The 19,505-nt window shown below is 38.5% G+C and carries 11 protein-coding genes; all 11 read left to right on the plus strand.

Annotation, left to right across the window (positions count from 1 at the left end; translation table 11 throughout):
* Positions 1-34 precede the first annotated feature (34 nt).
* Positions 35-2,995 (plus strand): SusC/RagA family TonB-linked outer membrane protein, encoded by a 2,961-nt coding sequence (locus tag C1638_RS12000; protein WP_109621251.1) that lies wholly within the window; start codon positions 35-37, stop codon positions 2,993-2,995.
* 17 nt (positions 2,996-3,012) lie between these two features.
* Positions 3,013-4,638 carry a SusD/RagB family nutrient-binding outer membrane lipoprotein gene (locus tag C1638_RS12005; RefSeq protein WP_109621253.1) on the plus strand — a complete coding sequence of 542 codons (1,626 nt, stop codon included), beginning with the start codon at positions 3,013-3,015 and terminating at the stop codon, positions 4,636-4,638.
* Positions 4,639-4,806: 168 nt separating this feature from the next.
* Positions 4,807-6,099 (plus strand): MFS transporter, encoded by a 1,293-nt coding sequence (locus C1638_RS12010; protein WP_109621255.1) that lies wholly within the window; start codon positions 4,807-4,809, stop codon positions 6,097-6,099.
* Positions 6,100-6,143: 44 nt separating this feature from the next.
* Positions 6,144-7,115, plus strand: coding sequence for a glycoside hydrolase family 130 protein (locus C1638_RS12015; RefSeq protein WP_105683163.1), 972 nt, complete (start codon positions 6,144-6,146; stop codon positions 7,113-7,115).
* A 122-nt stretch (positions 7,116-7,237) separates the two neighbouring features.
* Positions 7,238-9,469: a GH92 family glycosyl hydrolase gene (locus C1638_RS12020; RefSeq protein ID WP_109621257.1), complete on the plus strand. Its 2,232-nt coding sequence runs from the start codon at positions 7,238-7,240 to the stop codon at positions 9,467-9,469.
* Positions 9,470-9,501: 32 nt separating this feature from the next.
* On the plus strand, positions 9,502-10,929 hold the full coding sequence (locus C1638_RS12025) for a glycoside hydrolase family 125 protein (RefSeq protein WP_109621259.1): 1,428 nt from the start codon (positions 9,502-9,504) through the stop codon (positions 10,927-10,929).
* A gap of 109 nt (positions 10,930-11,038) precedes the next feature.
* A complete protein-coding gene (locus C1638_RS12030) occupies positions 11,039-13,171 on the plus strand; it encodes an endo-beta-N-acetylglucosaminidase H (RefSeq protein ID WP_109621261.1) in 2,133 nt (710 codons plus the stop codon).
* Positions 13,172-13,229: 58 nt separating this feature from the next.
* Positions 13,230-15,635: an endo-beta-N-acetylglucosaminidase H gene (locus C1638_RS12035; protein ID WP_109621263.1), complete on the plus strand. Its 2,406-nt coding sequence runs from the start codon at positions 13,230-13,232 to the stop codon at positions 15,633-15,635.
* A gap of 124 nt (positions 15,636-15,759) precedes the next feature.
* Entirely contained in the window at positions 15,760-16,620 is an 861-nt protein-coding gene (locus C1638_RS12040) for an ROK family protein (protein ID WP_109621265.1), read from the plus strand.
* A 21-nt stretch (positions 16,621-16,641) separates the two neighbouring features.
* Positions 16,642-18,924, plus strand: coding sequence for a GH92 family glycosyl hydrolase (locus C1638_RS12045; protein WP_109621267.1), 2,283 nt, complete (start codon positions 16,642-16,644; stop codon positions 18,922-18,924).
* Between the two features lie 26 nt (positions 18,925-18,950).
* Positions 18,951-19,448 carry a cupin domain-containing protein gene (locus C1638_RS12050; protein ID WP_109621269.1) on the plus strand — a complete coding sequence of 166 codons (498 nt, stop codon included), beginning with the start codon at positions 18,951-18,953 and terminating at the stop codon, positions 19,446-19,448.
* Positions 19,449-19,505: the final 57 nt, after the last annotated feature.

Raw genomic sequence — 19,505 nt, forward strand, 5'->3', positions numbered from 1 at the left:
TGATTCTCAATTAAATCTAACTAATCTAAACCTTATGAGAAAAGCAGTTATACCGGTTCTATTTGTTTTTTCCCTTTCTGCAACTGCACAGGAAAGAAAAGCGGCCGACACTACTAAGACAACCGATATTCAGGAGGTCGTAGTCACCTCTTTGGGGATAAAAAGGCAGGCCCGCTCTCTTACCTACTCCAGTCAGCAGATTGGTGGTGATGAGCTTACAGAAGTGAAAACGCCCAATCTTTTAAATGCCATCAACGGAAAAGTTTCCAATGTACAGATCAATAGGACCAATGGTGTAGGAAGCTCCGTAAGGGTGATTATGAGGGGTAATAAATCTGTATCCAATAGCCAGCCATTGTATGTGATAGATGGAATTCCTATTATTAATGGAACAGGAAAATCAGCAGATATTGGACAGTATTCCAATATGCCGGATCCAGGAGATGTGCTGAGTTCAATTAATCCTGATGATATTGAAAGCATCAACTTTCTAAAAGGAGCGTCTGCTTCGGCATTATATGGATCTGCGGGAGGAAACGGGGCAATATTGATTACTACTAAAAAAGGACGTGCAGGGAAGAGTATGATTACTTTCAGCAGCAGTCTTACAATGGATAGAGCCTACAGTCTTCCAAAGTTGCAATACAGTTATCTGTCTTATGACCCTTCTGTACCTGGTCAGGCTCCGGGAGATAATGAATACAGTTGGGGAGCAAAAGGAGCATCCAAGGATTATCTTAAAGATTTTCTGCAAAACGGAACAACATGGGTAAACAGTCTTTCTTTCCAGTCTGGAAATGAAAAATCCACTAATTATTTCTCCATTGGGAATACAACCAATAAAGGAGTGATTCCACTGTCATATTTTGATCAGTATAATATCTCTTTCAGGAATTCAAGTAAGTTTTTGGACGATAAATTGACATTGGATGCCAATTTCATAGGTTCCTTGCAGGAGAGTAAAAATAGACAGACTCCGGGAGCTTCTTTTTCACCTTTGACCAGCTTATACTGGCTGCCAAGAGGAGTAGATTTTGATCAATATGGACCAAACAATTATACTTATTTAAATAAAGAAAGATTATTGCCCGCACAAAACTGGTGGGAAATAAAACCTGATGGAACTTTCAAAAGGAACCCTGAAACTCAGAATCCTTATTGGATCTTAAACAGAAATCCTGTTACAGTAAGCAACAGAAATGCATATGGTGCAGTTTCACTGGCTTATCAAATTAATCCATGGTTATCAGCAAGGGTGAGAGGAAATTACAGCTGGAATACTTCTGACAGCCAACGCGATATTGCCGCCTTTTCAGCACCTAGTTTAAGAGCTGATGGGAATAATGGACGAATTCTAAAAAATATATATGAAAATTCCTCTACTTACGGAGATGTTTTACTAATCGGTAGCCCAAAACTAAGTGAATCAATCTCGTTAGATTTTACAGTAGGAGGAAGTATAAATACGACAAGAAACAAAATAACACAGATCGATAATGCTTATCTGGCAGCTCCTAATTTGTTTACATCGAATAACTTACAATGGAATGTGAACAGAAAACCCGGAGATGGATATCACAATATCTATACAAATATGAAGAAGCAGGTACAGTCTGTATTTGCAAGTGCCTCAGTAGGGTACAAAAATATGTTCTATGTAGATATGACATTTAGAAATGACTGGGATTCTACATTGTCTTTAACAGGAAGAACCGGATTCGATTATGAGTCAATAGGAGCCAATGCTATACTGTCTTCGGTATTCAAACTTCCGGAAGTCCTTAATTTCTGGAAAGTCAGAGCATCTTATGCTACTGTCGGATTGGGATTGCCTGCTAATATCTCCAATGCAATGCTCGAATATAGTAAGGGATACTCTTATGGAGTAGATGCAGGAACCATTGTATATCCTAAGAGTTCGTTTGTTACAGACCCTCGATATAAAGAGTTGTTTCCAAAGCCAGAATTGAATAAGACCTTTGAAGCCGGAACTGAATTAAGAATGCTGAATAACAAACTAAGTTTTGATATTACTTATTATAATTCAAATGCTAGTAACCAGTTGCTGGAAACTAAAATATCTTCAAATTTAGGAGGAATTCCTACAGGATCATATTACATCAATGCCGGTAAAATAAAGAATACAGGTTTTGAATCTTCATTATCCTATAAAATCTTTGATTCGGAAAAATTCGGATGGACTGCTATGGTGAATGCATCAGCAAACAAAAATAAGATTGTTGAATTATTCCCGCCAAGTTTAAGTATTCCACAAGATCAGTTATTTACTCTGACTGGAGGAGGAGATTATACAAGGCTTAAGTTAGGCGGCTCTTTTGGAGATATTTATGGGATAAAATTCAAAAGAGATGATCAGGGACGTGTTTTAGTGAATGCGCAAGGTGTTCCAATAGCAGAAAGTACCCCTTCTTATTTAGGAAACCCAAATCCTAAGTTTATTCTAGGGTTCAATAATACATTCAATATTGGTAAACTTGGAATTTCTTTCCTTGTTGATGGTAAGTTTGGAGGACAGGTTCTTTCCCTTACTGAAAAAGCGAATGACTTCTATGGAGTAAGTAAGGCTTCTGCGGATGCCAGAGATGCCGGAGGTATTTCTATTCCAAATGCGGTATATGCACCAGGAACTCCAAATGCAGGGCAGGCTTATACTGGATTGACAGACCCGAGAGAATATTATAAAACAGTAGGAACTACAGAAGGATATGGAAAAGGAATTGATGAAGCCTATATATACAGTGCTACAACGATACGTTTACGTCAGGCTTCTATTTCATACACCTTTGATATCAATTCAAAATATATGAAAAATACCACAGTAAGCCTGGTGGGAACCAACCTGTTTTTCTTCTATAAAAAAGCACCTTTTGATCCTGAACAAGTATCTGGAAATACACCAGGCGGAGTAGGAGTAGACTCATTTGGACTACCGGTTACCCGATCTATCGGATTATCATTAAAAGCTAACTTCTAACTTTCACAATTACAAAAATGAAAATCAATAATATTAAAATATTAGTATTTGGAACGGTAATGTTGCTTTCTGCTTCAGGATGTACCAATGACTTTGAACAGTATAATCAAGAGAAACTAGGCGGGCCTGAAAATTTTTATGCAGATTTTATTGCAATTGTTGATCCTATGAAATCCATGCAAAGAGAGCTGCAGGCAGATTACCAGCGATACCCAAACCTTAGTGCAGATATGTACAGTGGAATGTTCAGTACAGCAACCGCGTTTAATGGTGGAGTTAATAATCTTACCTACTCTATGGTAGAAGATTGGAATAATAAAATAGTTAATAAACAACAGGATATTTTCAATCTTTCTCTCATCATTGATGATGCTGCTAAAAAGATCTATCCGGGAATAGATTTTACGGCAATGTTTGCCGTTAAAAAAATTCTGAAAGTAGTTACTGCGGCAAGAGTTTCGGATAATCATGGTCCGGTAGTATATAGCAAATATGCAACACCTAATGCTAATGGAACTACAGATTTTGATTCTCAGGAAGATGCTTACAATTACTTTATTGCGGACCTTACTTCTGCAATAAATGATTTACAAAAAGTAATAGCTACTCCTGCAACAGAAAGTGTAGAAGATAAATCTGCACTGAAAAAAGCAGACCTGGTATATGGTGGAAATATGTCTCAATGGGTAAAACTGGCAAACTCTCTTAAATTGAGGCTAGCCATGAGAATGAGTTATGCAAATCCTACAAAATCAAAACAATATGCTGAAGAAGCTTTGTCTTCATCTGCAGGATTGATTACAGAAAATACAGATAATGCCTTAATAAGTGTAGGACAGTCTGAATTAAGTTTCATTATCTATTCTTGGGGAGACTGTTTGATAGGAGCTCCATTGATGGCTTATATGAATGGATATAATGATCCAAGACTTTCTGCATATGCAATTCCAGCCACAGATAATGCTGTTACTGGAAAATATATTGGTATACGTCAGGGAATTGATTTATTAAATGGGAAATCTACCTACGGCGGGTTCTCACAGCCACAGGCAAAATCAGCCAATGGAGATTATTTTTCAGCAACAGATGGTAAAATGAAATTATTTACAGCTGCAGAAATCTGGTTCCTGAAAGCCGAAGCCGCCCTGAGAGGATATGCCGGCGCCGGCGATATTAAAGCCAATTATACGGCCGGAGTTCAGCAATCCTTTGGTGAGTGGGGTAAAAGTGCAAGTGTTGGAGATTATCTTGCCAATACAACAGCTACTGAAGCTCCTTATGTTGATCCAAAAAATATATCCAATAACATAGATGCAGGAAATCCGCAGTTAAGTACCATTACTATCGCATGGAATGACGGTGATTCTAATGAAAGAAAACTGGAAAGAATTATTACCCAAAAATGGTTGTCTCTTTATCCGAATGGGCCTGAAGCCTGGGCTGAGCAAAGAAGAACAGGATACCCTATTCTTTTCAAAGTAAGACAGAATGATAGTGGTGGACTGATTAGTACTGAAGCAATGATCCGAAGAATTCCTTTCACCATCAGTACCAAAACCTCACTTTTTAATTACCAGCAGGCAGCCCAAATGCTTAATGGACCAGATACTGGCGGAACCAAGTTATGGTGGGATAAAAAATAAAAAATTAATCAACATCACTCAACAATACAGAGACATCTCAGAAGTCAGATTTATCTGATCTATTTATTCTGGCAGGAGGGTACAAACTCCGAAAAATTTATAGTTTCGTTTCAATCCGGGATAAATTTTTGAGATGCTCTCTTTTTCTTTAGAATCTTATTTTTTAATATGGGAAAAAACAACTCCGGAACCCGTCGGATTCAACCGATTCTTTGGATATCCACATTATATTTTGCAATGGGCGTTCCCTTTGTAACCATTAATGCGGTTTCAGGAATTATGTATAAAGATATGGGCATTTCAGATTCAAAAATTACATTCTGGACGGCTCTTATTATGTTTTCATGGACGTTGAAGCCTCTTTGGAGCCCTTTTTTGGAGATTTACAAAACCAAAAAATTCTTTGTTGTTGCTGCCCAGTTTGCTATAGGAATTCTGTTTGCCCTGATTGCATTAAGCTTGCCACTACCTGATTTTTTCAAATACAGTATTGCCCTTTTTGCCGTCATTGCATTTTGTGGAGCAACCCATGATGTAGTGGCAGACGGAACGTATATTGGTTTCCTTACCAATAAAGAACAGGCAAAATATATTGGTTGGCAGGGTGCTTTCTATAATCTGGCTAAAATTATCAGCAGTGGAGCATTGGTCTACTTTGCCGGATTTTTAGAGAAAACAAAAGGAGTTACCCGTGCATGGATGATCATTATGGTGATCTATGCGTTGCTATTTTTTGTATTGGCGATTTATCATTATTTGATTCTCCCAAAAGAGGAGAAGCAAGCGCATCAGAAAGATGAAAAAACAGCCGGAAATGTCCGTAAAGAATTGCTGAAAGTTATTACTTCATTCTTTACCAAAAAAAGCATTTTGTGGTCTGTGTTGTTCATTATCCTGTATCGCTTTGCAGAGGGATTTGCCATTAAGATAGCGCCTTTGTTTTTTAAGGCACCAAGAACTTCAGGCGGATTAGGATTATCTACCTCAGACATTGGACTTATATATGGAACTTATGGTTCAGCAGCATTCATTTTAGGATCAGTCCTTGCCGGATATTTTATTTCAGCTCGCGGATTGAAGAAATCTTTGATATGGCTGTGTTGTGCATTCAATATCCCATTTGTAGTATATGCACTACTGGCTTATTATCAGCCGATAGATCTTTTCCCCGTAGGAATTGCGGTAGTAGTAGAATACTTTGGCTATGGGTTTGGGTTTGTAGGGTTGATGCTGTATATGATGCAGCAGATTGCTCCGGGAAAACATAAAACTGCCCATTATGCCTTTGCAACAGGGATCATGAACCTTGGAGTGATGATTCCGGGAATGTTTAGTGGAATGATTAGTGACTGGATCGGATATAAGATGTTCTTTATCTGGGTGTTGTTTGCTACAATTCCGGCATTTCTTGTGACCTTATGGGTACCTTTTCCTTATTCAGAAAATCAGAAAGAAGAATAAATCAATTAGTAAACAAATTTAAATATAAAAGTAAAAAATACTTTATGACAGCTCAATCAGTAATGATCCCTTGGCAGGATCGCCCGGAAGGTTGCAATGATATCATGTGGAGGTTTTCCGAAAACCCGATCATTAACAGATATGCAATACCAACATCTAATAGTATATTCAATAGTGCAGTGATTCCTTTTGAGGATGGATTTGCAGGGGTGTTCCGTTGTGATAACAAAGCGGTACAGATGAATATTTTTGCTGGTTTCAGTAAAGATGGAATCAATTGGGATATCAATCATGATCCTATCGAAATGCAGGCAGGAAATACCGACATGATTGAATCCGATTACAAATATGATCCCCGCGTTACTTTTATAGAAGATCGTTATTGGATTACATGGTGCAATGGGTATAACGGACCTACCATCGGTATTGGATATACGTTTGACTTTAAAGAGTTTTTCCAGTGCGAAAATGCATTTCTTCCATTCAATAGAAACGGAGTGCTTTTCCCGGAAAAAATCAATGGTAAATATGCCATGTTGAGCCGTCCGAGCGACAATGGGCATACACCTTTTGGAGATATTTACATCAGCTATAGTCCTGATATGAAATATTGGGGAGAACACCGTTGTGTAATGAAAGTAACTCCTTTTGAAGACAGTGCATGGCAATGTACAAAGATTGGAGGTGGACCGGTTCCCATTAAGACAGAAGAAGGATGGTTGCTTTTTTACCATGGAGTGATCAATACATGTAGAGGTTTCAGGTATTCGATGGGGGCAGCTTTGCTTGATCTTGAAGACCCAACAAAAGTATTATACAGAACTAAGCCTTATTTATTGGCTCCGGCAGAAGTATATGAGCTGACAGGAGATGTTCCTAATGTAGTTTTCCCTTGTGCGGCGTTAACGGAAGGTGACAAGGTAACGGTATATTACGGTGCTGCAGATACTGTAGTAGCGATTGCCTTTGGATATATTTCAGAAATTATTGATTTTATGAAAAAGAATTCAATCTAAATAATATAAAAAATTTAAAAATATGTTAAACAGTTTAATTTCTCTCCTTTTTGGGATTTTTATTATGGTTTTCATATTTTTAAACCAACTTTTAAATTAAAAAAATTCCGACCTCTCTTATCATGAAAAAAGAATTGTTTATCTGTCTTTTTACAGCCCTGATTTCTACAGCCAATGCCCAGCAAAATAAAAATGATGTTTTATCCTGGGTAGATCCTTTCATTGGAACAGGAGGGCATGGCCATACATTTCCGGGAGCGACCACACCGTTTGGAATGATTCAGCTAAGCCCGGATCAGAATACCAAAAGCGGAGATTGGGATTGGTGTTCAGGGTACCATTACAGCAGTAAAACCATTATGGGATTCAGTCATAATCACCTTAGTGGAACAGGATGGGCAGATCTTGGAGACATTTTGGTGATGCCTACGGTGGGACAGATAAAAATGGTTCCGGGATCAGAAGATAAGCCTGAAACGGGTTATCGTTCAACTTTCAGCCATGATAAGGAAACTGCAGCGCCTGGATATTATTCAGTAATGCTTGATAGCTATGGAGTTAAAGCGGAACTTACTGCCTCTCCAAGAGTAGGGTTTCATAAATATACATTCCCCAAAAGTGAGGAAGCCAATATCATTATCGATCCTACCAATAAAATCTTCGGTAATATCTATCATACACTGGTAAGCATTGAGGGGAACAATAAAATAAAGGGATATTGCTACAGTAACGGATGGGGTGGTAAACGATTTGCCTATTTCGTGATGGAGTTCTCCAAACCGTTCAAATCTTACGGTGTTTATGCTGAAGGAAAAGTAAAAAATAATGAAAAAATAGCCCTTGCTAAAGATGCCAAAGCTTTTGTAAGATTCTCTACAGAAGATAGCGAAAGCATTGAAGTAAAAGTTTCTTTATCTCCGGTAAGCACAGAAAATGCACAAGAGAACTTTGATACAGAAGCAAAGAATGTAGATTTTGCAATGGCAAAGGAAACCGCTCAAAAAACATGGAGAGATTTGATCGGTAGATTTCAGGTAACAGGAGGTACGGATAGTCAGAGAAAAATCTTCTACACAGGAGTTTATCATACATTCATTGCGCCCAATCTTTATATGGATGTTAATGGAGATTATGTAGCTGCTCAGGAAAATATGAATACCAAGTGGTTTACCAACTACAGTACCTATTCATATTGGGACGGGTTTAGGGCAACGCATCCATTGCTTACCATTATGGATCAAAAACATACTAAAGAATTCGCCAATTCTTTAATTAGCAGATACACAGATCGTAAAGACCACATGCCAATCTGGGAATTGTGTGGATATGATAACTTTTGCATGTTGGGCTATCACAGTACATCGGTAATTTGGGATGCTATCTCTAAGGGAGTACCCGGTATTGATGCTGAAAAAGCCTTTGCAGCTATGAAAGATGCTTCTCTTACAGATAAAATGAGCAGTAGTGATGGTGGAGGCGGGCTTAATGATTATATCAAGCTTGGCTACTCCCCTTCAGAAAACGGAGCTTCTGTTTCTGCAACATTAGAGTATTCCTATGATGACTGGTGTATTCAGCAACTGGCAGAAAAACTGGGCAAAAAAGATGAAGCTGAGGTGTACAGAAAACGTTCCATGAACTTCCTGAATACATTCAATAAAGAAAATAATCATTTCTGGCCAAGACAAAAAGACGGGAAATTCTTAGCAAATTTTGCTTTGAACGACTGGAAGAAGCTTCAACCACACTGGGTTTCCGGAAATATCTGGGCCTATGATTTCTTTGTTCCGCATCAGATTGATGAAATGATGAATCTGTACGGAGGTAAAAAAGGTTTTGAAGAAAAACTGGATAAAACATTTACAGAAGCACTTAACATGGAGGGCGAGCAACATGTTGATATTTCCGGATTCATTGGGTCTTTAGGATTTGGAGATGAGCCGGGACATCATGTTCCTTATTTGTATAACTATGCAGGAAGCCCGTACAAGACGCAGAAAATGGTAAAATACATCCGTGACAATATGTATGCAGCTAAGCCGGACGGAATCGTCAATAACGAAGATTGTGGACAAATGTCAGCCTGGTATATTTTCTCATCATTAGGATTTTATCCTGTAACGCCCGGGAAACCGGTCTATGCAATCGGTGCTCCTCAGTTTCCGAAAGCTTCTTTACAATTGGAAAATGGGAAGACATTTACAGTGATTGCAGATAAAATATCAGACAAAAATATCTATGTACAGAAAATGTTCCTTAACGGGAAAGAGTACAAAAGCTGGGAACTGAACCATACTGACATCATGAATGGTGGCGAACTTAGATTTGTAATGGGAAGTAAACCTGTAAAATAAGACTAATAAAAATAAACGAAACAAAAGTATCAATGGAAAGGAGAGATTTTATTAAAACAAGTGCATTGGCAGGAGCCGGATTGCTGTTTACTCAAAATGTTTTTGCAAAAAACCTGGTCATAGAGGATTTTCCTATTGTCCGTGTTCCTAAAGCTAAAAGACATTTTACCAGTGAATCCGTAGAAAATGCCATCGCAGCCTTTAAAAAGAAAGTTAAAAATAAAGAACTAAGCTGGCTCTTTGAAAACTGCTTTCCTAATACATTAGATACTACTGTTTTTTACACTGAAACCAATGGTGTTCCAGATACCTACGTGATTACGGGAGATATTGATGCCATGTGGCTTCGTGATAGTTCTGCTCAGGTTTTTCCTTATTTACAGTTCTCTAAAAAGGATGAAAAGCTTCATAAGCTTATCTCCGGAGTAATCCATAAGCAGACAACATTCATACTGAAAGATCCTTATGCCAACGCATTCTATAATGATGATCAAAAAATAAGCAAATGGAAAGAGTATGATCACACAGATATGAAGCCAGGAACTCATGAAAGAAAATGGGAGATCGACTCATTGTGTTATCCTATCCGTTTGGCTTATCATTTCTGGAAGACAACAGGAGATACAAAACCTTTTGATGACAATTGGCTGCAGGGGATCAAACTTACTTTGCAGACTTTTATAGAACAGCAGAGAAAAAAAGATTTAGGTCCTTACAAATTTGAACGTACAACATCTTGGGCTACGGATGGAGTTCCTATGGGTGGGTATGGCTATCCGACAAAGCCGGTAGGTCTTATCAGTTCCATGTTCCGTCCAAGTGATGATGCTACAATCTATGGGTTTTTGATTCCGTCCAATTTATTTGCAGTAGTAAGCTTACGTCAGGCTGCAGAAATGGTTTCCCAGATAAAAAATGATAAAACATTGGCTCAGCAACTGACCAGCCTTGCTGATGAGGTAGATGCAGCCATTAAAAAATACGGAATTTACAATCATCCTGAATATGGGAAAATATATGCTTTTGAAGTCAATGGTTTTGGGAGCTATAACCTGATGGATGATGCGAATTGCCCAAGCTTGCTAGGTTTGCCTTATCTGGATGCTGTGAAATCTGATGATCCGGTGTATTTGAATACAAGAAAATTCGTTTGGTCAGAAAATAACCCGTTCTTTTTCAAAGGGAAGTTAGCCGAGGGAATAGGTGGCCCACACATTGGGCTTGATATGATCTGGCCAATGAGTATCATTATGAAAGCGCTCACTACAAAAGACAAAGGTGAGATCAGGTGGTGTATAGATACTTTGCAGAAAACTCATGGAGGAACAGGCTTTATGCATGAATCCTTCCATAAAGACAATGACAAGAAATTTACCAGAGAATGGTTTGCTTGGTCAAATACATTATTTGGAGAATTGCTATGGAAAACCTTTAATGAAAACCCAGAATTACTAGCATAATTTTCTGTTTCATATCGCTCTTATTTTGAGGTGTTTTTCTTTAAAAAGAAGAATGCTGAGGGAATTCCATATCAAAATTTAACACAAAACATCACCAAAATTTATAGTAATGAAAAAAAAATCCATCTTTACCGCACTCGCTGCTGTCATGCTTCAGTGTGGTTCCCAGCTTAATGCACAACAGCTTAATCCTACAGGAATATGCTATGTGGAAGTGAACAATAATAACCTCCTGAATGCAGGAGCATACAAATTGCAAACATCGAACAGCTATCTGTTCAATGTGGTAAATATTTTCGCAGCCAATATTAATTATGATACCAGCCGTGGCAGAGCCTATCTCTATTCTAATAATAATGTAACCAAGGTTCTTACCAATGCCGATACCTACATCAAACCGCTCCAGCAGAAAGGAATGAAAGTGGTATTGACCATTTTGGGAAACCATCAGGGAGCGGGGATTTGTAATTTTCCTACCCGTGAGGCTGCAAAAGATTTTGCATTACAGCTTGCCAACACAGTTAATACTTACGGTCTGGATGGAATTGATTTTGATGATGAATATTCCGAGTATGGGCAAAACGGAACAGGACAGCCCAATGATAGTTCCTTTATAATGCTTGTTCAGGAATTAAAAGCATTGCTTCCTGATAAAATAATTTCATTCTATTATTACGGACCTGCGGCTTCAAAACTTTCATGGAACGGTGCCAGAGTGGGAGACTACGTCAACTACAGCTGGAATGCGATGTACGGAACATTTTCTGCTCCCAACGTACCTCCGCTTACCAAAGCACAGATTTCTCCCGCAGCAGTATGGATGGGGAATACTTCCAATTCCACAACCACCAGTCTGGCAACTCAGACTAAAAATGGCGGTTACGGAGTATTCATGTGGTATGATCTTCACGGAACTAATGAAACAGCACAGCTTTCAGCAGGAACGCAGACCTTATATGGACAGCCAACTGTGTTAAGCGGTACTTTACAATCCTGGACACAAGGTGTAAATTGTGATGCTCCCATTGGGCTATATACGAGTAACCCTACAGGTACAAGCGCAAAGTTGAATTGGTCTTCCGTAGGTACCAATACTTATGATATCGATTATAAACCGGCTTCCTCCACAACTTGGACGAATGCAGCATCAGCTCTTAGCTCTACTTCCATAACGATTTCAGGATTAACGGCCAATACCGAATATGACTGGAGAATAAGAACCAACTGTAGTGTGAAAAGTGCTTATATGTTTGCGCCAAGATTTAACAGTGGATCAGGGACAACAACTCCTACAGGATCTTATGCTCTTTCTCTGGATGGAAGCTCTGAATCAGGGGCTGCCGGAAACCTTACTCTGAGTGGTTCGGCGTTATCTTTTGAGGGCTGGATTAAACCTTCATCTTTCAAATCCGCATCTCCATATATTTCTTCAATTATGGGAACGGAAGTAAGCGACAGTAATTCTGCATTCTTACGATTAGGAGACGCTGGTCTAGCCAATAATAAACTTCAGTTTGTTGTAAGTATTAACAATGTACAGCAAAAACTAGCCTCAGCTACAGCTTTGAATGCCAATACCTGGTATCATGTTGCGGCAACCTACGATGGGGCTGCGATGAAACTTTACATCAATGGTGTCTTGGATGCAAGCAAAGCACAAACCGGAAGTGTGAATTCAAACGGAGCATTCAATGTAGGATATTTATACAATACTTCTCGAAACTTTAACGGTAAAGTAGATGAGGTTAGAGTTTGGAAACGAGCATTAAGCCAAACGGAGATCAGTCAGAATATGTGTAATGTATCAGTTCCGGCTTCCTCTCTTTCTGCATACTGGAAATTTAATGAAGGAAGTGGTTCTACGGTTCAGGATAGTTCAGGAAACGGAGCGAGCTTAACATTAACCGGAGTGGATTCTTCCAACTGGGGAACAGATCTGCCTTGTACAACAGGGACTTCAAAATTAGCAAGAAATGCAGGAGAACTCAATGTAAAGAATCAGATAAAGCTATACCCGAATCCGGTAAGCAAATCTTCATCCCTTACAGTTACTGTACCTGATGAATACAGCAGAGGAAAATTAACGATTTATAATTTTAACGGAAAAGCCGTAGATACAAAATCACTGAATGCAGGTGATAACTTATATGAACTGACGAGACTTGGGGAAGGAAATTATATTCTTCAGTTTGAGTCTAAGGATGGAAGTCTGAAACAGACAGAACAATTAATGGTAAAATAAAAAAACGGGTCATTGGGCTTAGTCCCAATGACTTTTTCTACTATAAAATTAATATACTATGAGAAAAAAATCCTTTTTTATCCCTTTAATGGCCCTGATGCTTCAATCGGCTCCATTGCTCAAAGCACAGCAGCTTAATCCCTTAGGAGTCTGCTATGTAGAAGTAAATAACAATAACATGCTGAATGCAGGTTCCTATACTTTGCAGAATTCAAACAAACAGCTTTTTGATGTCGCTATTATCTTTGCTGCCAATATCAATTATGATGTTTCCAAAAGTAGAGCGTACATCTCGAACAACAACAACGTTACCAAGGTGTTGAACGATGTGAATACCTATGTAAAACCTTTACAACAAAAGGGGATCAAGGTATTATTAGATATTTTAGGAAACCATCAGGGTGCCGGTATTTCCAATTTTCCAAACCGTGAAGCAGCAAAAGACTTTGCTTTACAAGTAGCAAATACGGTGTATACCTATGGGCTGGATGGTGTGGATCTGGATGATGAATACGCAGGATACGGAAATAATGGAACAGGACAGCCTAATAGCAGTTCTTTTGTCATGCTGTTACAGGAACTTAAGGCTGCGATGCCAGATAAGCTGATCACATTTTATTATTATGGTCCTGCCACATCAAGACAAAGTTATAACGGAGATCAGGCAGGAAACTACATCAATTATAGCTGGAATGCAATGTATGGTAACTATATCGTTCCGAATGTTCCACCTCTTGACAAAACTAAGCTTTCTCCGGCAGCAATCTGGGTACAGAATTCAAACCCTGGTTCCACATCTGCTTCTACACTTGCAAGTTTAGCAACCAGTACAAAAACAGATGGCTATGGAGTTTTCATGTGGTATGATCTGGGATCAGCCGATGTTGCCAATTATCTGAGTACAGGCTCCAATATTCTTTATAACGAAAATACGCAGTTAAGCGGACAGCTATATCCCTGGGCACAAGGACAAGCCTGTGATCCGCCATTAGGATTGGAAGTTACCAATGTAACAGGTGCTTCTGCTAAATTAAACTGGACATCCAATGGGACTCAAACATATAATATCGATTATAAACCCGCGAGTTCAACAGTCTGGACCAATGCTGCTACTAACTACTCAGGAAGTAATGTAATAATCAATAGCCTGAATCTGAATACGGATTATGACTGGAGAATACAATCCAACTGTTCTCCAACATTAACAAGCACCTATCTGTTTGCTCCAAGATTCAATTCCGGAAACGGATGTACAACTCCTTCAGGGCTGGTATCAGGAAGTTATCTTGGAAATACTACACAATTGTCATGGAGTGCAGGAACAGCATCTTCTTATACCCTGCAATACAAACCAGCAGCAGGATCAATATGGACTGTAGTACAGAATATTACAACCAATAATTATTCATTGCAAAACCTGACTCCCAACACAAGCTATGTATGGAAAGTACAGGCCGTATGTGATGGAGGAACTACAAGCACCTATTCAGGAGACGGAACATTCAACAGTGGGTTAGCACCTATTGCAAGTCCTGGCCCGAGATCACTTTCCTTTAATGGAAGTACAAATTATCTGAATGCGGGGCAATTTAACCTGAATGGAAATGCCTTAACATTTGAGGGATGGGTAAAAGTAAATTCATTTAAAACAGCTTTCCCTTATATTTCGTCCGTAATGGGTATTGAAGTGGGAGACAGCAACTCTGCTATGCTAAGATTTGGTGATGGAAACCTGCCAAGTAACAAGCTTCAGTTCATATTAAGTTTTGGGTCTTCTCAGATAAAACTGAATAGCAACGCCACATTTAATACAAATACCTGGTATCACATTGCTGCAACGTATGACGGTGCTTCCATGAAGATGTACATCAATGGTACCTTGGATTCAAGTGTAGCAGCAACAGGTAATTTTACAGCAAACGGTATTCTTTATCTGGGTAGAAATTATGATAACTCACGTGCCATTAATGGTTCTCTTGATGAATTTAGAGTTTGGAAAAAAGCACTGACGGCCCAAGAAATATTGGATAATAAATGTAATGTTGCTTCGAACTCTGCAAGTCTGGAAGCCAACTGGAAAATGGATGAAGGAAGTGGGGCGGCGGCCTTAGATTCTACCCCAAATACTCATTTTGCAACACTGGTGAATATGTCAGATACCAACTGGAAAACAGATGTACCTTGTGATCCGCTTCTATCTGTGAGAGATCTTGATGTGGTGAAAGAAAACGGTGTCTATCCAAATCCTGTGAAAAAAGGGAATGACATTCATTTCACAATCAATGGCAATTCTAATGCTGAGGTTTTGTTGTATGATTCTACAGGAAGAGTGGCCAAAAAACAAAATATTAATCAAAATAATAATACAGTGAATACGCAGGATTTAATTAGTGGTACTTATATTTACAAAATTACATCCTCAAACAATAAAGTCTTATCATCAGGTAAAATAATCATAAAGTAAATTTAAGATATTCAGATTGTTATCTGTAAGTAAGATAAAGCTGTAAACAGACAGACAAGTTGTATATTCTTGTTTGTCTGTTTTTTCAGTAAAAGAGAATTACTAGAAGTTAAAATTAAAAATAATGCAGAATATAGTAGGAATCGATATTGGAGGGTCACATATTACGCTGGCTCAGGTAAATCCTGAAAAACGTGAAATTATTGCTTCAACTTATGTAAGGGAACATGTTAATTCCTTTGATGATAAAGAAGTTATTTTTTCTGCGTGGGTTTCGGCCATTGAAAAAGGCGCTCATGATCTGGCTAAAGACAGTCTTTTGATAGGCATTGCAATGCCCGGACCTTTTGATTACGAAAAAGGAACCTCCCTGATGCAGCAAGGAAAATTCATCGATATATATCAGGTAAATATCAAAGAAGAACTGGCAAAAAGACTATCCATTTCACAGAATCAGATTCATTTTGTAAATGATGCGGCAGCCTTTATGGAGGGTGAAGTGTTTGGGGGTTGTGTACAGGATTTTAAAAGAATTTTTGGAGTAACTCTCGGTACAGGACTGGGAACCACTTTTTACAACGGAGAAATAGCGACCGATGAAGATTTGTGGGATTCCCCTTTTAAAGATTCTATCTGCGAAGACTATCTGGCAACACGTTGGTTTGTCAACTACTATGCAGAATTAACTGGTGAACAAATCTCCGGGACTAAGGATTTATTGGATAAGCCAATAGAAATACGCACCAAAATATTTGATGAATATGCGGACTCCTTTTCCGGATTCATTGTAAACTACGTAGATCAATATAAACCGGAAGTTTTAGTTATAGGAGGAAATATTGCAAAAGCTTACCCTTATTTTGAGGAAAGATTTCTTCAGAATTTAAAAAAGAATAATATTAATTTGCAGGTTAGAATCTCAGCTATTTTTGAAGATGCAGCCATTCTGGGAGCTGCCAGCTATGCATTAAAAAAGAGTATATAAATTAATAAACGAAATGATACAATGAAGTCTATATTTTCTACTTTCTTTCTCGTAGTACAGGCTTGGGCTTTCGGTCAGAATCTATCTCCTGTAGATTATGTAAATCCATTGATGGGAACCCAGTCTAAACCGTCTTTATCCAACGGAAATACTTATCCGGCGGTCGGACTTCCGTGGGGAATGAATATCTGGACCCCTCAAACCGGTAAAATGGGTGATGGATGGGCTTATAGCTACGATGCAGATAAAATAAATGGATTCAAACAAACCCATCAGCCCTCTCCCTGGATGAATGATTACGGGGCATTTGCCATAATGCCGGGTGTGGGTAAACCGAAATTCAAAGAAGAAGACAGAGCGAGCTGGTTCAGTCATAAAGCTGAAGTTACAACTCCTTATTTCTATAGTGTCTACTTAGCAGATATCAATGTAACTGCTGAGTTTACCCCAACAGAAAGAGCTTCTTACTTCAAATTTGATTTTCCAAAAACAGACAGCGCCTATGTAGTCATTGATGCACTAAACAAAGGCTCATACATTAAAATTTTGCCTAAGGAAAGAAAAATTCTGGGATATACAACCCGATATTCTACCGGGAAGTATGATAATTTTAAAAACTATTTTGTAGTTCAGTTTGATAAAGACTTTGAACTGACAAAAACCTGGAAAGATGATAAATTCATCAATGATCAGTTGGAAATCACCAGCGATCATACAGGAGCAGTAGTAGGTTTTAAACTGAAAAATAAAGAAGCTGTGTATGCAAAAGTGGCCTCTTCATTCATAAGCTTCGAGCAGGCAGAACTCAATCTTAAAAGAGAAATCGGAGGCAGAAACTTTGATCAGGTAAAAACAGATGCCAAAAATATCTGGAATAAAACATTAGGAAAAATAGAGGTAAAAGGAGGTACAGATCAACAAATGAGAACCTTTTATTCCTCCTTGTACAGAACATTATTTTTTCCACAAAAACTATATGAAATTGATGTCCAGAACAAAGTAAAGCACTGGAGTCCTTACAACGGTAAAATAACAGATGGAAAAATGTTTGCAGGAACAGGTTTCTGGGATACTTTCAGAGCTTTATACCCTTTCCTGAACTTGGTATACCCAAGCATCAATGTAGAAATGCAGGAAGGATTGGCTAATGCTTATAAAGAGGGTGGATTTCTACCAGAATGGAGCAGCCCGGGATATTCAAATATCATGATTGGAAATAATTCTGCATCCGTAGTAGCAGATGCCTATATAAAGGGACTTCGTGGATATGATGTGGAAACCCTTTGGCAGGCTGTAAAGCATGGAGCTAACAACGAAGGACCTATAGAAGCAGTTGGCCGTGCAGGAGTAGAGTACTACAATACATTAGGCTATGTTCCTTATGACGTAAAAATCAATGAGAATGCAGCCAGAACATTGGAATATGCTTACGATGACTTTTCTATTTATCAATTAGGTAAAGCATTGGGAAAACCCGCTTCAGAAATTGATATTTACAAAAAAAGAGCGTATAATTACAAAAATGTGTTTGATAAGGAAACTGGCCTGATGCGTGGTAAAAATAAAGATGGAAACTTCCAGAAACCTTTCAACCCTTTCAAATGGGGTGATGCTTTCACAGAAGGAAACAGCTGGCACTATACTTGGTCTGTTTTTCAGGATATTGACGGGCTGGCAACGCTGATGGGAGGTAAGAAGAAATTTGAAGCCAAACTGGATGAGGTGTTTTCACTGCCACCGGTTTTCGATGATAGCTATTATGGAGGTGTGATCCACGAGATCAGAGAAATGCAAATCATGAATATGGGACAGTATGCCCACGGAAATCAGCCGATTCAGCATATGATTTATCTTTACAATTACGCAGGAGCACCTTATAAAACACAATATTGGACAAGGCAGGTTATGAATAAGTTATATCACGCCACTCCGGATGGGTATTGTGGGGATGAAGATAACGGACAGACTTCTGCATGGTACATTTTCTCAGCACTGGGCTTTTATCCTGTGACACCGGCAACGGATCAGTATGTACTGGGAGCACCATTATTTAAAGAAGCTACCATCCATCTGGAAAACGGTAAGAAAATTGAAATAAAAGCTCCGGAAAATAATGCAGAAAATCTATATGTAAAGTCATTGAACATTAATCAGCAGCCTTATTCCAAAAATTGGATTAGCCATAAAGAACTGATGAAAGGAACGGTTTTAGACTTTAAAATGGATAGTAAGCCGAATAAAGACAGAGGATCACAGGAAAAAGACTTCCCATATTCCATGTCAAAAGAAGAATCAAGTAAATAAATTTTTAATTTAGAAATACAAGCTGTATGAGTACAGAAAAAAAAGAAATATTCGATAGAGTAGAAGAAATGTTGCAGACACAAGGTTTTAATATTGCAGCAAAAGATGACACAAGGCCATGGGGCGGGTTTTTCGTTATTGATGAAACGCAGGCACAGGATTTTGCCAATCAATATTTTGATGGAATTGATGTGGAAAATCTAAGAATAGGAGGGAAGCTAAGCCCAAAAATTCTTATTGTGGCTCCGGAAGCAAGACTAAGCTGGCAGTATCATCACAGAAGAGCAGAGATCTGGCAGGTTGTGGAAGGAACAGTAGGAATTAAACGCAGTATGACAGATGAAGAAGGAGAAGTTGCAGAATACAACCCGAAAGATCAGGTAAAACTTCAAAAAGGAGAAAGACACAGATTGATCGGTCTGAAAGGTTGGGGAGTAGTAGCAGAAATCTGGCAGCATACCGATGCATCTAATCCCTCAGATGAAGATGATATTGTAAGAGTACAGGATGACTTTGGAAGATAAGTAGATATAAAAAAACAGCATCAATTTGATGCTGTTTTTTTATTTTTCTCCGAGAAA

Source organism: Chryseobacterium oncorhynchi (genome assembly GCF_002899895.1).
Taxonomy (GTDB): domain Bacteria; phylum Bacteroidota; class Bacteroidia; order Flavobacteriales; family Weeksellaceae; genus Chryseobacterium; species Chryseobacterium oncorhynchi.

Coding starts and splice junctions, on each gene's coding strand:
- C1638_RS12025 (WP_109621259.1), top strand. CDS start 9,502: ATGGAAAGGAGAGATTTTATTAAAACAAGTGCATTGGCAGGAGCCGGA.
- C1638_RS12010 (WP_109621255.1), top strand. CDS start 4,807: ATGGGAAAAAACAACTCCGGAACCCGTCGGATTCAACCGATTCTTTGG.
- C1638_RS12035 (WP_109621263.1), top strand. CDS start 13,230: ATGAGAAAAAAATCCTTTTTTATCCCTTTAATGGCCCTGATGCTTCAA.
- C1638_RS12030 (WP_109621261.1), top strand. CDS start 11,039: ATGAAAAAAAAATCCATCTTTACCGCACTCGCTGCTGTCATGCTTCAG.
- C1638_RS12000 (WP_109621251.1), top strand. CDS start 35: ATGAGAAAAGCAGTTATACCGGTTCTATTTGTTTTTTCCCTTTCTGCA.
- C1638_RS12040 (WP_109621265.1), top strand. CDS start 15,760: ATGCAGAATATAGTAGGAATCGATATTGGAGGGTCACATATTACGCTG.
- C1638_RS12050 (WP_109621269.1), top strand. CDS start 18,951: ATGAGTACAGAAAAAAAAGAAATATTCGATAGAGTAGAAGAAATGTTG.
- C1638_RS12020 (WP_109621257.1), top strand. CDS start 7,238: ATGAAAAAAGAATTGTTTATCTGTCTTTTTACAGCCCTGATTTCTACA.
- C1638_RS12005 (WP_109621253.1), top strand. CDS start 3,013: ATGAAAATCAATAATATTAAAATATTAGTATTTGGAACGGTAATGTTG.
- C1638_RS12015 (WP_105683163.1), top strand. CDS start 6,144: ATGACAGCTCAATCAGTAATGATCCCTTGGCAGGATCGCCCGGAAGGT.
- C1638_RS12045 (WP_109621267.1), top strand. CDS start 16,642: ATGAAGTCTATATTTTCTACTTTCTTTCTCGTAGTACAGGCTTGGGCT.